Here is a 13,378-nt window from a genome sequence, read left to right on the forward strand (position 1 = left end):
GACACTCCGGAACGGATGGCAGGGCGAGGCGTCCCCCGCCGCTTCGGCAGCCGGGGGCACGGCAGGCGTACCGCGCGGCTCGCAGCATTGGGCCGTACCCTGGACGGCAGAGCGTCCGCCTTCAAGGCCGGGCGTTGGTCTCGCGCCGGCGCGCCGCCTCCTCGCGCTTCAGATCGATGAAGGCCTTGGCATGCCGGGCGAGCGGCACGTTGTCGGTCCAGGTGTCGCGCCAGATCGCGCAGGCGAGCGACAGCGCCTCGTCCACCACCGCGCTGGAGAAGGATTCGAACGTGATGTTGCGGGCATAGTCGATGTCGAGCAGGGCGTCGAAGATGCGGTCGAAGTCGATCACGCCGTCGCCGAGATATCCCCGGTTGCTCTCGCCGATGTGGAAATAGCCGATCCTGTCGCCGGCGAGGCGGATGGCGGCGGCGGGATTGGCCTCCTCGATGTTCATGTGGAACGTGTCGAGATGGAGCGTCACGGCGGCCGAGCCGGTCGCCTCGATGAAGGCGAGCCCCTGCGCGGCCGTGTTGAGGAGGTTGGTCTCGAAGCGGTTGACCACCTCCAGCACGAGGTCCACCCCGGCGGCCTCGGCGATCTCGGCGGTGCGCGCGATGGCGGCGACCGAGTTCTGCCGGCCGCGCTCTGTCGGCATCGTCGAATATTTGGTGTGGGCGGAATAGAGGATGCCGCCGAGCGTCTTGCCGCCGACGTCGCGCACCGCCTTCACGGCGTCGGCGAGCAGCGCCTCGCCGGCCCGCACCGTTGCCGCGTCCTCGCTCGACACATCGGCCGAGACCGGCAGGCCCATCGTCACGGCGATCTCGACGTCGAGCGACTGCGCCTTGCGGGCGAGACGATCGAGATCGAAGCGCTCGGGGCGCAGATAGGCGAACTCGATCAGCCGGTAGCCGCAGTCGGCCGACTGTTCGAGCGCCGTCTCCAGCGCGTCCTGCGTTCCGCCGCCGGTCCAGACGAACGAATGAATGCCCAAGCGCCTCATGACCGAATCTCTCCCGCAGTCCCATATTGTTGTTATGGGCAACAAAATAGTGAGCGTGATCTTCTGTCAAGTCGTCGTAGATCATCGGACGATGCGATGCAGCAAACCCTCGGACTGCACCGCAATAGAAACGGGCGATTTCGCCCTGCCGTCACGTTGATGCCAAGCGCGACGGACCCTCCGATCCCGCAAGTCTGCGGCTGACGCGAGATAATTTGAAGCTCGTCGCAACAAATGTTGTGCAGGTCTTGAAACTGCGTTAGCGTTCGGTCGGAGCAGGGTTCGGCGGAGACGAAGCGGGTCCGCTCCCAAGAAGACCGCGTGCCGTTGCTGCAGAGCGGAAGACATCGCCGGCCTGACATCATTCATTCTGGGAGGACTGAACATGAAGCATGGATTGGGAACGGGTCTGCTCGCGCTGACGATCGCGCTGATGGGCGGCGTCGGGTCGGCGAGGGCCGACTTCTGGTCGGAGGCCGGCGCCAAGTTCAAGGGCGTTACCCTGCATGGCGTCACCGAGAGCACGCCCCCCTCGAACTACGTCAAGGACGTGCTGGCCAAGCAGTTCGAGGAGAAAACCGGCATCAAGGTCGAGCTGGAGACCACCTCCTGGGACCAGATGTACGACAAGGCGATCAAGGACATGGAGGCCAAGACCGGCATCTATGACATGGTCTATATCGAGCAGGACATCGTCTACGCCTATCTGCAGCGCAACTTCCTCACCGACATCACCAAGACGCTGGCGGACGACCCTTCGCTGAAGGCGCCGACCTTCGACGAGAAGAACTTCACGACCTTCGCCAACGACTTCCGCGGCACCGGCGATCACTTGTTCGGCGTGCCGATGGAAGCCTTCATCAAGATCTACCTCTACCGAACCGACCTCTTCAACGATCCCGCGATCAAGGAGGCCTTCAAGAAGGAGACCGGCAAGGATCTGGCGCCGGCCAAGACCCACGAGGACTACACTGAGATCGCGGAGTTCTTCACCAAGTACGGCAAGGACAAGGGCCAGGAGCTCTGGGGCACGACCTCGCAGGCCCATACCGGCCATCCCGCCTCTTGGTACGAATATGTCGAGTCGGTGGCGCCGACCTTCGGCGTCTACAATTGGGGCATCGACGCCGACAAGAACTACGCCGCCAGCGTCGCCAACGGCGGCACGATGAACAGCGACAAGGCCAAGGCGGCGCTGAAGTACTTCCTGCATCTGCGCGACATCGCGCCGCCGGAATCGGCCTCCAGCACCTGGTCGGAGGTGGCGACGACGTTCGCCGCCGGCCGCGCCGCGCAGGGCCTCGTCTACGGCGAGAACGCCGCCTGGATCGCCTCCGACGCCTCGAAGTCGAAGGTCGTCGGGAATGTCGGCGTCGCGCTGCCGCCGCTCTCGGACGGCGTCATGGCGGATGCGGAATCGGGCAAGGGCTATATCGGCTACTACGACGGCGGCGCCTTCGGCGTGCCCGTCTCCGCCAAGAACCAGGAGGCCGCGCTCCTGTTCCTCCAGTATATCGGGCAGGACTCGGTGCAGTCCGACTGGGCCGTCGCCGCGCCGCGCATCACCAACACCGCCACCTACGACGACCCGAAGGTGACGGAGATGGATGCCAAGCTCGGCGGCTACTACACGATGCTGAAGAACGACGGCAAGCTCTTCGCCGGCGCACCGAAATATCCGTTCCATGCGCAGGTCCGCGAGACCGTGGCGCCGATCTTCTACCGGATCCTCACCGGCGAGGTCGACCCGGACGAGGGGCTGGACGAGATGGCGACGGCCGCCGAGGGCGAGCTGACCAACCTCGGCTACCGCAAGTAGGAGCCGGCGCGGGCCGCCGCCTTCGCGCCCAGCGGCCCGCGCGCTTCCACCCCCGAGCCGGGCATCACGCCCATCCGTGTACCGTAGCCTTCTGGGAGGGTGGCTTCCATGCGCTCGAACAAGGTCGGCTGGCTGTTGCTGGCGCCGACGCTCGTCATTCTCGCGACCTTCGGCATCGTGCCCTTCTTCTACGTGCTCTACGTCGCGTTCCACCAATGGAACCCGTTCGGCGCCAGCCCCTTCATGGCGTTCAACGGCGCCAGCAACTTCCGGCGCCTCGTCTTCGACGCCGAGTTCCTGCGCTCCATCTGGTACACGCTGAAATTCGCCTTCTTCGCCGTCTTCAGCGAGATCGTGATCGGCTACCTGCTGGCGCAGCTCTTCATGCGCGAGTTTCCCGGCCGCGGCTTCTTCCGGACCATCCACACGCTGCCGCTCATCGTGGCGCCGATCGTGGTGGGCTCGGTCTGGCGGCTGATGACGACGCCCTCGATCGGCATCATCCCGTATTATCTCAACGCCTGGTTCGGCTACGAGATGAACATCGGGCGCGACGCCAACGCCGCCTTCATCCTCACCGTCATCATGGACATCTGGCACTGGACGCCGCTGGTGACGCTGACGCTGCTCGCCGCGCTCGCCTCGCTGCCCAAGGAGCCCTTCGAGCAGGCGCAGATCGACGGCGCCAGCCGCCTGCAGATCTTCTGGCACATCACGCTGCCGATGATCCGGCCGGCGATCCTCGCCACCGTCTTCATCCGCCTGATGGACGCGCTGCGCACCGTCGACGAGGTGTGGATGCTGACCGGCGGCGGCCCGGGCGCGGCCACCCGCTACATCGGCCTGCACATCTGGAAGGTCGTCTTCCCGAAGACCGACTACGGCTACGGCTCGGCCATCTCGGTGGTCGTCCTCTACCTCACGCTGGTCATGTGCTGGCTGCTCTACGTCGCGCTCGTCGCGCCCCGCGCCCGCAAGAGGAGCCTGTGATGCAAAAGGAACGCCCGCTCTTCAACGTCGTGCTCTGGGTGCTGCTCAGCGTGCTCACGCTGTTCCCGATCTACTGGCTCTTCGTGATCTCGGTGAAGCCGGCGGTGGATCTCTTCACCACGCCCAGCCTCTTCCTCGATACCGCCTACTGGACCAACTATTCCAACGTTCTCGGCAACGAGACGCTACGCCGCTACATGCTGAACTCGGTGATCATCTCCAGCGGCAACGCGCTGCTCTGCACGACGCTCGCCTTCATGGCCTGCTACGCGCTGTCGCGCTACGATCTCGGCGGCAAGGAGAACATCTTCTTCTGGACCATCACCAACCGCATGGCGCCGGCCGCGGTGTTCCTGCTGCCGTTCTTCCTCCTGTTCACGCAGGTCTTCGCGATCGGCGACTTCAAGCTCTACGACACGCGTATCGGGATGATCCTTCTCTACTGCACGTTCAACCTGCCCTTCGCGATCTGGACGCTGCGCCCGACCATCGACGGCATTCCCAAGGAGCTCGACGAGGCCGCGACGGTGGACGGCGCCTCGACCTGGACGCTGATCCGCGAGGTGGTGTTCCCGCTCGCCCGGCCGGGCCTCGCGGTGACGCTGATCCTCACCTGGGTCTTCGCCTGGAACGAGTTCCTGCTCGCGGCGACGCTGACCAGCTTCAACGCGCGCACCATCACCACCGGCCTTTCGGAATACGTCACCACCACCGGCACCGAATGGGGCACGATGGCCTCGATCGCCATCATCACGCTGATCCCCGCGCTCGTCGTCTTCGCGGTGGTGCAGCGCCATATCGTGGCCGGCCTGACCTTCGGCGCGGTGAAGGAGTAGAGCGATGGATCATCCCGTGGATCTCGACGCCGCCGACGAGGAACTCGCCCTCGCGGCCCGCCGCCCGGCCCCCGAGGGCTTCCTGCCGATCGTCACCAACTGGTTCGACCGGCTGTTCATGGGCATCTACCTCTTCGTGGCGCTGGAGCTTCTCTGGATGCGCTTCCTCGAAGCCACGATCCCGCTCACCGTCTGCCACGTCCTGGCGCTGGCGCTCGGCGTCCTCATCGTCTGGAAGGGCTGATCGCCCCCGCCGCCTTCCCCGCCATCGGGAAGCGACGCCGCCGCCACGCCAGAATCCCCCGCATCCGGGCGCCTCTCCGCGCGAGCGCCCGGTCTCTCCAAGCCGCATCGGAAGAGTTCCCCTCATGGCACAGGTCATCGTCAAGGGCATCGTCAAGCGCTACGGCAGCGCGCAGGTCATCCACGGCGTCGACGTCGACATCGCCGACGGCGAGTTCGTGGTGCTCGTCGGCCCGTCCGGCTGCGGCAAGTCCACGCTTCTGCGGATGATCGCCGGGCTGGAGGCGATCTCGGCCGGCACGATCTCGATCGGCGGGCGGGTGGTCAACGACGTCCTGCCCAAGGACCGCGACATCGCCATGGTGTTCCAGTCCTACGCGCTCTATCCGCACAAGACGGTCGCCGAGAACATGGGCTTCTCGCTGAAGATCAAGGGCGCGCCGAAATCCGAGATCGCCGCCAAGGTGAACAAGGCCGCCGGGATCCTCGATCTCGGCAAGCTCCTCGACCGCTACCCGAAGCAACTCTCCGGCGGCCAGCGCCAGCGCGTCGCCATGGGCCGCGCCATCGTGCGCGACCCCGCCGTGTTCCTCTTCGACGAGCCGCTGTCCAATCTCGACGCCAAGCTGCGCGTCGCCATGCGGGTGGAGATCAAGGAACTGCACCAGCGCCTTCGCACCACCATCGTCTACGTCACGCACGACCAGATCGAGGCGATGACCATGGCCGACAAGATCGTGGTGATGCGCGACGGGCGCGTCGAGCAGATCGGCCCTCCGCTGGAGCTCTACGACCGGCCCAACACGGTCTTCGTCGCCGGCTTCATCGGTTCGCCCGCGATGAACTTCGTCAAGGGCCGCATCGAGGCGCGCGACGGGCGGAGCGTCTTCGTCTCCGACGGCGGCGCCGTGCTGCCGGTGGACGAGGTGCGCGCCGAGCCGGGTCGCCCGGTGATCTACGGCATCCGGCCCGAGCATATCGACATCGGCCCCGGCGGCGTGCCGGCGCGCGTCTCGGTGCTGGAGCCGACGGGCTCTGAGACGCAGGTCTTCGCCCGCATCGGCGACGATTCGATCGACGCCGTGGTGAAGGATCGCATCTCGGTGCGCCCGGGCGAGGAGGTGTCGTTCCGCATCGACCCGCGCCGCGCCCATCTCTTCGACCGCGAGACCACGAAGCGGCTCTGAAGGAGGGCGGTGCGATGGACTTCCAGGGACAGCGCGTCGTCGTCACCGGCGCGGGCAAGGGCATAGGCCGCGCCACGGCGATCATGCTGGCGCGCCGCGGCGCGAGCGTCGTCGCGCTCACCCGCTCCGCAAGCGATCTCGCGACGCTGGAGGCCGAGACCGGCTGCCGGGGCATCGCCGTGGATCTCGCCGACGCCGAGGCGACGCGCGCGGCGGCTCTCGAAGCCCTGCCGGCCGACCTCCTCGTCAACTGCGCCGGCACCACGGAGCTGGAATCCTTCCTCGACGTGACCGTCGAGAATTTCGATCTCCTCCATGCCGTCAACACGCGCGCGCCGATGATCGTGGCGCAGGAATTTTCTCGCGAACTCGTGGCGTCGGGCCGAAAGGGCGCGATCGTCAACGTGTCGAGCTGCGCCGCCTTCGTCGGCATTCCCGACCATGCCGCCTATTGCGCCTCGAAGGCCGGGCTCGACGGGCTGACGCGCGTCATGGCGAAAGAACTCGGCCCCAAAGGCATCCGCGTCAACGGCGTGCACCCGACGGTGACGCTGACGCCGATGGCGTTGAAGGCGTGGAGCGACCCGGCCAAGGCTGCCGGCATGATGGCGCGCATTCCGCTCGGGCGCTTCGCCGAGCCCGACGACATCGCCGAGGTCATCCTCTTCCTCCTTTCGGACGCCGCCCGCATGGTGCATGGCCTGTCGATGCCCGTCGACGGCGGCTACATGATCGCCTGATGCGCGGCGCCGGAGGGGCCAATCGGGCGCTCGTCCTCGATCTCGGCGGCGGGTCGGCGCGGGCCATGCTGGCCGAGTGCGGCGAGGGCGGGGCGATCGCGCTCACCGAACTCCACCGCTTCTCGGGCTACGAGACGCGCGTGGTGGACGGCCCGGCCTGGGATCTCGATGCGCTCTTTGGGGGCGTCGAGGCGGGGCTCGCGGCCGCGGCCGCGGCCGGCAGAATCGGCTCGATCGGCGTCGACGGCTGGGGCGTCGACTTCGCGCTGCTGGGGGCGGACGGGCGTCCGCTCGAAACCCCGCGCACCCATCGCCATCCGCGCGGCCTCGACGGCTTCGAGGCGCTGCGGGCCCATCACGAATTGATCGCCGCGCGCACCGGCGCGCAGCCGCTGCCGATCGTCAGCGTCTTTCACCTCGTGGACTGGGCCCGTTGCAACCGCGACGCAGCGGCGGGCGTGCGCCAGTTCCTGATGATCGCCGATCTGGTCGCCCACCATCTCACCGGGGTCGCCGCCTGCGAGCGCACGCTGGCGCGCACCGCCGGGCTCGTCGATCTCGCGACCGGCGATTGGGATCGCGAGATCCTGGCGCTCACGGGCCTGCCCGCTGCAGCCTTCGGCCGTCTCGTGCCGGCCGGGACCATACTCGGACCCCTCGCACCGGAGCTCGCCGCGCGCACCGGTCTCGGCCCCGTGCCGGTGATCGCGGTCGCGGCGCACGACACGGCGAGCGCGGCCTTGGCGCTGGCTCCCGGCGATGACGAGGCCTTCCTCGTCGCGGGCTCGTGGAACCTCGTCGGTGCCGAGGTGCCGGACGGGGCGATTTCGACGCAAGCGCGCGCGGCCGGCTTCGGGCTGGAGGGCGGCGTCGAGGGGCGGGGGCTTCTCCTGCGCTCGCTGCCCGGCATGCATCTCCTGCGCCGGCTGCGCGCGGCATGGGCGCGGCGCCACGGCGCCGACATCGACTTCCCGCGCTGGTCCGCGCTGGCGCTCGCCGCGCCCCCGGCCGCCCTCGTGCCCGACCTTTCGCGCACCGCCTTTCTCGATCCGCCCGACCTTCTCGCCGCGCTACACGCCGAATGCCCCGGCCTGTCGCAGGATGAGCCCGGCCCCCTGGCGCGCGCGCTCTACGAGGGGCTCGGCCGCGAGGTCGCCGGCGCTCTCGATACGCTGGAAACCTGTCTCGGCCGACGGTTTTGCGCCGTCCGGCTCGGCGGCGGCGGCGCGCAGGATGCCGCCTTCTGCACGCTGGTCGCGAGCGCCGCGCGGCGCCCCGTGCTCGCCGGCCCGGTGGAGGCGAGCGCGCTCGGCAACGCGCTCGTGCAGTTCGCCGCGCTCGGCCGCTTTCCCTCGATCGAGGCCGGCCGCCGCGCGCTCGCCGCACGCCTTCCCATTCGCCGCTTCGAGCCGGCCCCCGAGGAGCATCTGGCATGACCGACGACATTCCCGCGCTGAAACAGGCGATCTGCGACATCGGCCGCCGCGCCTGGGACAAGGGCATGGGCGCGGCCAACGACGGCAACGTCACGGTGCTGCTCGGCGACGGCACGCTGCTCTGCACGCCCACGAACACCTCCAAGGGCTTCATGACGCCCGACATGATCTGCCGCATCGACCGCACGGGCGCGCCGGTGGAGGAGAGCCGCTGGAAGCCCTCGTCGGAAACGCGCATGCATCTCTGCGTCTACGAGGCGCGCGACGACGTGCGCGCCGTCGTGCATGCCCATCCCGTCTACGCCACGGTGCACGCGATCTGCGGCAAGCCGCTGACCCAGCAGATCATGCCGGAATCCACGATGTTTCTCGGCGAGGTGCCGCTGACGCCCTACGGCCTGCCCTCGACGGACGAACTCTCGGACGCGATCCGCCCCTATCTCGCGCGCCACGACGCGCTGCTTCTCCAGAACCACGGCGCGCTCACCTGCGGCCACGACCTGCAGTCGGCCTGGTTCAAGATGGAGGCGCTCGACTACTACGCCAAGGTCGTCTTCCTCGCCTCGCAATATGGCGGCGCGCACGAGTTCGACCCGTACGAGGTCGACCGCCTCGTCGCCCTCAAGAACCAGCGGTTCCCCGCGCCGGGCCGCCATCCCTTCATCGACCGCTGACAGATCAGGAGTTCGCCATGTTTTCCCAGAAGCTCAGATTGGACGGACGCGTCGCCGTGGTCACCGGCGGCGGGCGCGGCATCGGCCTCGCCATCGGCGAGGCGCTGGCCGAGTTCGGCGCCCGCATCGTCATCGCCGACATCGACGCCGAGATCGCCGAGGCCGGCCGCGAGGCGCTGCGCGCCAAGGGCTTTGAAGCCAGCGCGCACGTCCTCGACGTGACGAAGCCGCAGGAGGTGGAGGCCTTCGCGCGGCGCGTGGTGGAGGCGGAGGGCCGCGTCCACATCCTCGTCGCCAATGCCGGCATCGCCCTCTCGGGCGTCGCCGCCGAGGACACCGAGGACGAGCGCTGGCTGCAGGTCAACGACGTCAACTACAACGGCGTCTTCTGGTGCAACCGCGCCTTCGGCCGCCACATGCTGGGGGCCGGCGGCGGAGCCATCGTCAACATCGGCTCGATGTCGGGCTACATCTCCAACCGGCCGCAGAAGCAGACCTACTACAACGCCTCGAAGGCCGCCGTGCACCAGATGACCTCCTCGCTCGCCGCCGAATGGGCCGACCGGGGCGTGCGGGTCAACGCCGTCGCGCCAACCTACATCGAGACCGAGATGACGCGCTACCGCGACGGCAACGACGGCATGCTCGACGTCTGGCTGCGCGACACGCCGATGCATCGCATGGGCCAGCCCCACGAGATCGCCTCGGTGGTGCACTTCCTCGCCTCCGACGCCTCCAGCCTGATGACCGGCACCACCGTCCTCGCCGACGCCGGCTTCACCTGCTGGTAGGCGACGCGGCTCGCGGTTCGCGAGGCGGGGCGGAGCGGGGAAGCGCGAGGCCACTCTCGCGCCGCCCGGCCCCGCGCGCTATCGAGGGCAGGCCGCGCACACGCACCCGCGCGGCGCCAGAGCCAGGACGAGATGCCATGACCGATCCCGCCAGCCGCACCGCGCCCGAGACCGCGAGAGAGAAGACCGAGCGGCTGAAGGCGGCGCGACAGGAGGCCGAGAGCGCCAAGACGGCGCGGATCGAGCGCGACACGCGAAAGGCGCTCGCGCGCCGCAAGATCCTCGGCGACGCCAAGACCTGACGCGTCGCGCCGCGCTTTTCGCGCTCCCCATCGACCTGCACCCTCGGCCCGCGGGTGTCCTGCGACGCAGTTCGACGGCCATGCGCCGCCGGTGATGATGCGGGCATGTCCTCCAACGAGGTGGAGGCAAGTTGGGTCATTTTGTCGCGCGTAAAAATAGGCTATCGGGAACGCGCCGCAACGCTCGAGGAGACGCGTCGATGCCATCATCGGTCATATCCGTGGAACAGGGGCTCGAGGCGGCCGGCGTCGGGCGGTTCCAGCGGCGACTCTTCGTGATCTTCGGGCTCGTCTGGGCCGCCGACGCGATGCAGGTGCTGGCCATCGGCTTCTCCGCGCCCTCGATCGCCGCGAGCTTCGGCATCACCGTGCGCCAGGCGCTGGAGACGGGGACGCTGTTCTTCGTGGGCATGCTGATCGGCGCCTTCGTCTTCGGCCGTCTCGCCGACCACATCGGCCGGCGCCCCGTGCTGCTGATCGCCATCCTCATCGACGCCGTGTTCGGCATCGCCTCGGCCTTCGCGCCGGATTTCGGCTGGCTGCTGGCGCTGCGCCTCCTCACCGGCATCGGCGTCGGCGCGACGCTGCCGGTGGACTACACGATGATGGCCGAGTTCCTGCCCGCCGGCCGGCGCGGCCGCTGGCTGGTGCTGCTCGAATCCTTCTGGGCCGTCGGCACCATCTGTCTCGCGCTCCTCGCCCTCGCCGCGGGCTCGCAAGGCGGCGAGGCGTGGCGCACGATCTTCTTCTTCACCGGCCTGCCCGCGCTCGTCGGCATCGTGCTGCGCCTCTCCATTCCCGAATCGCCCTTCTACCTTGCCAAGCAGGGCCGGGCGGAGGAGGCGCGCGCCGTGCTGCAGCGGGTGGCGACGGCCAACGGCTCGGCGGCCGTCATCGGCACGCTGCGGCCGGAGCCGAAGGTCAGGACGTCGATGACGGCGCTGTTCTCGCCGCTGCTGCGCCGCCGCTCCACCTTCATTCTCATCGCCTGGCTGTTGATCTCGATCTCCTACTACGGCGTCTTCGTCTACCTGCCGGTGCGGCTCGCCTCCGAGGGGTTCGGCTTCCTGCGCGGCCAGACCTTCCTCGTGCTGGTGGCCCTCGTGCAGCTTCCCGGCTTCGCGCTCGCCGCCTATGGGGTTGAGGCCTGGGGCCGCAAGCCGACGCTGATCGGCTTCCTGCTTCTCAGCGCCGCCGGCTGCCTTCTCTTCAGCCTCGGTTCGAGCGCCGCGGTCGTCGTCGGCGCGACGCTCCTGATGAGCTTCGCGCTGCTCGGCACCTGGGGCGCGATCTATGCCTTCACGCCGGAGCTCTACCCGACGAACCTTCGCGCCAGCGGCATGGGCGCGGCCGGTGCGATGGCGCGCGTCGGCGGGCTGCTCGCGCCCTCGATCATCGCGCCCGTCATGGCCACGAACTTCGTGCTGGCCCTCGCGGTGATCTCCGGCGTCCTCGCGGCTGCCGCCCTCTGCGTGTGGCGCGTGGACGTCGAATCCCGCCAACTCGCGCTGGACTAGCGGACGCACCAACGCACCAGCACCGCACGCGGACGGGCACCCGTGCCGACGACCTCGCAAGGTCGTCGGGCGGGATCGCCCGCGCGTGCGGTTTCGCGCGATCGCCATCGACTCGTCCCCGAAGGCTCGCCTCACTGGCGAAGCGCTGAGGCGGCGCGCGATTGCGCGCGACTTGTCATCGAGAAGGCAGACTGACGATCCTTCAACGGAAGGGGCCTCGGCGCATTGACCCCGCGTCCGAGATCCGCTTAGATCCTTATTGGAGAATGTATTATTTAATTATGTAATACGGGGTCGCCGCATGACGCACTGGATGACTGCAAGCCTGATGGCGGCCACCTCCGCCCTCTCCCTTCCGGCCCTCGCGGCCGAGCCCGTGCGCGGCGGGATCATCGACGTCGCCACGATCGGCGAGCCGCCGACGCTGGATCCGATGGCCTCCACCGCCGATCTCGTCGGCATCGTCTCGCAGCACATCTTCGAGACGCTCTACACGTTCGGCGCGGACTGGAGCGTCGTGCCGCTTCTGGCCGAAAGCCTGCCCGAGGTCGGCGAGGACGGGCGCGTCTACACGATCAAGCTGCGCCAGGGCATCACCTTCCACGACGGATCCACGATGGATTCGGCCGACGTGCTGGCCTCGCTGAAGCGCTGGCAGAGCGTCGCCTCGCGCGGTCAGCAGGCTGCCAAGATCATCGCCTCGATCGAGGCGCCGGACGCCTCGACGATCCGCATCGCCCTGACCGAGCCCTATGCGCCGCTCCTGTCGCTGCTGGCCTTCAACAACGCCGCCGCGGTGGTGCTGCCCGAAGAGAACATGGCGGCGCCCATGGAAAAGGTCGTCGGCACCGGGCCCTACAGGCTGAAGGAGCGCAAGCCCGACCAGTACATCCAGCTGGCGCGCTTCGAGAATTATCGCCCGCGCGAGGACGCCTCCAACGGCTATGGCGGCGCGCGGCACCAGTATCTCGACGAGATCCGCTTCGTGCCGGTGCCCGATCCCAACACGCGTGTCGAGGGCGCCGTCGCCGGGCAGTTCGCCTATGTCGATTCCATTCCCGTCGAGTCGGTGGGGCGCCTCTCCTCCGGCAAGTCCGAGGCGGTGACGCTGAAGCCCTTCGGCTGGCCCGTGTTCATCATGAACACCAAGGAGGGCCTGATGTCGGACGTCGCCAAGCGGCGCGCCGTCCTCACCGCCCTCAACCCCGAGGACATGCTGATCGCCGGCTTCGGCACCGCCGACTTCTACGCGGTGGACGGCGCGCTCTATCCGGAAGGCTACGGCTGGCACACGCAGGAGGGCACCTCCGCCTACGGGATCGGCGATCCCGAGAAGGCCGCCGAGGCCTTGAAGGCGGCGGGCTACGACGGCACCACGTCGCTGCGCATCCTCACCAGCCGCCAGTACGAGTTCCACTACAAGATGGCCGAGGTCGCCGCCGAGTATCTGAAGCTCGCCGGCTTCCCAGTGCAGCTCGACGTCGTCGACTGGGCGACGCTGACGCAGCGCCGCCAGGATCCCAAGCTCTGGGACATCTACATCACCCACTCGCCCTTCCTGCCCGAGCCCTCGCTCATCGGCGTCATGCAGGATACCTCGCCCGGCTGGTGGACGAGCCCGGCCAAGACCGAGGCGCTCAAGGCGTTCAACTCGGAGGCCGACCCGGCTCGGCGCGCCGCGCTCTTCGCGGGCGTGCAGAAGGTCTTCTACGACGAGGTGCCGGCCTTCAAGGTCGGCGACTTCAACGCCGTCGCCGCCAAGCTGCCGGCGCTCGAAGGCGTGACGCCGGCGCCCTGGCCCTATTTCTGGAACGCCTCGCTGGCGAAGTAAGGCCGA

Annotated in this window: 13 protein-coding genes; 12 read left to right on the forward strand and 1 reads right to left on the reverse strand. The window is 68.4% G+C overall.

What is annotated here, in order from left to right; translation table 11 throughout:
* Nucleotides 1–121: 121 nt before the first annotated feature.
* Nucleotides 122–1,006 carry a sugar phosphate isomerase/epimerase family protein gene (locus GGR04_RS16625; RefSeq protein WP_183201052.1) on the reverse strand — a complete coding sequence of 295 codons (885 nt, stop codon included), beginning with the start codon at nucleotides 1,004–1,006 and terminating at the stop codon, nucleotides 122–124.
* A gap of 385 nt (nucleotides 1,007–1,391) precedes the next feature.
* On the opposite strand from GGR04_RS16625, the gene GGR04_RS16630 reads away from it, so the two are divergent.
* The 12 genes from GGR04_RS16630 (at nucleotide 1,392) to GGR04_RS16685 (ending at nucleotide 13,372) form a co-directional block, all read left to right on the forward strand.
* Nucleotides 1,392–2,825 (forward strand): extracellular solute-binding protein, encoded by a 1,434-nt coding sequence (locus GGR04_RS16630; RefSeq protein ID WP_183201053.1) that lies wholly within the window; start codon nucleotides 1,392–1,394, stop codon nucleotides 2,823–2,825.
* Nucleotides 2,826–2,933: 108 nt separating this feature from the next.
* Nucleotides 2,934–3,815 carry a carbohydrate ABC transporter permease gene (locus tag GGR04_RS16635; RefSeq protein WP_183201054.1) on the forward strand — a complete coding sequence of 294 codons (882 nt, stop codon included), beginning with the start codon at nucleotides 2,934–2,936 and terminating at the stop codon, nucleotides 3,813–3,815.
* Complete coding sequence (locus tag GGR04_RS16640; protein WP_183201055.1) at nucleotides 3,815–4,651, forward strand: carbohydrate ABC transporter permease; 837 nt, start codon at nucleotides 3,815–3,817, stop codon at nucleotides 4,649–4,651. The genes GGR04_RS16635 and GGR04_RS16640 overlap by 1 nt, the downstream gene beginning before the upstream one ends.
* A gap of 4 nt (nucleotides 4,652–4,655) precedes the next feature.
* Nucleotides 4,656–4,895: a DUF2160 family membrane protein gene (locus GGR04_RS16645; RefSeq protein WP_183201056.1), complete on the forward strand. Its 240-nt coding sequence runs from the start codon at nucleotides 4,656–4,658 to the stop codon at nucleotides 4,893–4,895.
* Between the two features lie 124 nt (nucleotides 4,896–5,019).
* A complete protein-coding gene (locus tag GGR04_RS16650; RefSeq protein WP_183201057.1) occupies nucleotides 5,020–6,081 on the forward strand; it encodes an ABC transporter ATP-binding protein in 1,062 nt (353 codons plus the stop codon).
* A 14-nt stretch (nucleotides 6,082–6,095) separates the two neighbouring features.
* Nucleotides 6,096–6,821, forward strand: a complete 726-nt coding sequence (locus tag GGR04_RS16655; protein ID WP_183201058.1) for an SDR family oxidoreductase — start codon at nucleotides 6,096–6,098, stop codon at nucleotides 6,819–6,821.
* Nucleotides 6,821–8,257 (forward strand): rhamnulokinase, encoded by a 1,437-nt coding sequence (locus tag GGR04_RS16660; protein WP_183201059.1) that lies wholly within the window; start codon nucleotides 6,821–6,823, stop codon nucleotides 8,255–8,257. Before GGR04_RS16655 ends, GGR04_RS16660 begins: the two co-directional genes overlap by 1 nt.
* Nucleotides 8,254–8,931: a class II aldolase/adducin family protein gene (locus GGR04_RS16665; protein WP_183201060.1), complete on the forward strand. Its 678-nt coding sequence runs from the start codon at nucleotides 8,254–8,256 to the stop codon at nucleotides 8,929–8,931. Before GGR04_RS16660 ends, GGR04_RS16665 begins: the two co-directional genes overlap by 4 nt.
* A gap of 17 nt (nucleotides 8,932–8,948) precedes the next feature.
* A complete protein-coding gene (locus GGR04_RS16670) occupies nucleotides 8,949–9,722 on the forward strand; it encodes an SDR family NAD(P)-dependent oxidoreductase (protein WP_183201061.1) in 774 nt (257 codons plus the stop codon).
* Nucleotides 9,723–9,859: 137 nt separating this feature from the next.
* A complete protein-coding gene (locus GGR04_RS16675) occupies nucleotides 9,860–10,024 on the forward strand; it encodes a hypothetical protein (RefSeq protein ID WP_183201062.1) in 165 nt (54 codons plus the stop codon).
* A gap of 200 nt (nucleotides 10,025–10,224) precedes the next feature.
* Complete coding sequence (locus tag GGR04_RS16680) at nucleotides 10,225–11,541, forward strand: MFS transporter (RefSeq protein WP_183201063.1); 1,317 nt, start codon at nucleotides 10,225–10,227, stop codon at nucleotides 11,539–11,541.
* A 301-nt stretch (nucleotides 11,542–11,842) separates the two neighbouring features.
* Nucleotides 11,843–13,372, forward strand: coding sequence for an ABC transporter substrate-binding protein (locus GGR04_RS16685; protein ID WP_183201064.1), 1,530 nt, complete (start codon nucleotides 11,843–11,845; stop codon nucleotides 13,370–13,372).
* Nucleotides 13,373–13,378: the final 6 nt, after the last annotated feature.

Origin of the sequence: Aureimonas pseudogalii, assembly GCF_014196835.1 — a bacterium.
Taxonomy (GTDB): Bacteria; Pseudomonadota; Alphaproteobacteria; order Rhizobiales; family Rhizobiaceae; genus Aureimonas; species Aureimonas pseudogalii.

What these genes read in the sequence shown, in the direction of transcription:
- GGR04_RS16625 (WP_183201052.1), bottom strand. Translation starts at nt 1,006, where the DNA reads ATGAGGCGCTTGGGCATTCATTCGTTCGTCTGGACCGGCGGCGGAACG.
- GGR04_RS16630 (WP_183201053.1), top strand. Translation starts at nt 1,392, where the DNA reads ATGAAGCATGGATTGGGAACGGGTCTGCTCGCGCTGACGATCGCGCTG.
- GGR04_RS16635 (WP_183201054.1), top strand. Translation starts at nt 2,934, where the DNA reads ATGCGCTCGAACAAGGTCGGCTGGCTGTTGCTGGCGCCGACGCTCGTC.
- GGR04_RS16640 (WP_183201055.1), top strand. Translation starts at nt 3,815, where the DNA reads ATGCAAAAGGAACGCCCGCTCTTCAACGTCGTGCTCTGGGTGCTGCTC.
- GGR04_RS16645 (WP_183201056.1), top strand. Translation starts at nt 4,656, where the DNA reads ATGGATCATCCCGTGGATCTCGACGCCGCCGACGAGGAACTCGCCCTC.
- GGR04_RS16650 (WP_183201057.1), top strand. Translation starts at nt 5,020, where the DNA reads ATGGCACAGGTCATCGTCAAGGGCATCGTCAAGCGCTACGGCAGCGCG.
- GGR04_RS16655 (WP_183201058.1), top strand. Translation starts at nt 6,096, where the DNA reads ATGGACTTCCAGGGACAGCGCGTCGTCGTCACCGGCGCGGGCAAGGGC.
- GGR04_RS16660 (WP_183201059.1), top strand. Translation starts at nt 6,821, where the DNA reads ATGCGCGGCGCCGGAGGGGCCAATCGGGCGCTCGTCCTCGATCTCGGC.
- GGR04_RS16665 (WP_183201060.1), top strand. Translation starts at nt 8,254, where the DNA reads ATGACCGACGACATTCCCGCGCTGAAACAGGCGATCTGCGACATCGGC.
- GGR04_RS16670 (WP_183201061.1), top strand. Translation starts at nt 8,949, where the DNA reads ATGTTTTCCCAGAAGCTCAGATTGGACGGACGCGTCGCCGTGGTCACC.
- GGR04_RS16675 (WP_183201062.1), top strand. Translation starts at nt 9,860, where the DNA reads ATGACCGATCCCGCCAGCCGCACCGCGCCCGAGACCGCGAGAGAGAAG.
- GGR04_RS16680 (WP_183201063.1), top strand. Translation starts at nt 10,225, where the DNA reads ATGCCATCATCGGTCATATCCGTGGAACAGGGGCTCGAGGCGGCCGGC.
- GGR04_RS16685 (WP_183201064.1), top strand. Translation starts at nt 11,843, where the DNA reads ATGACGCACTGGATGACTGCAAGCCTGATGGCGGCCACCTCCGCCCTC.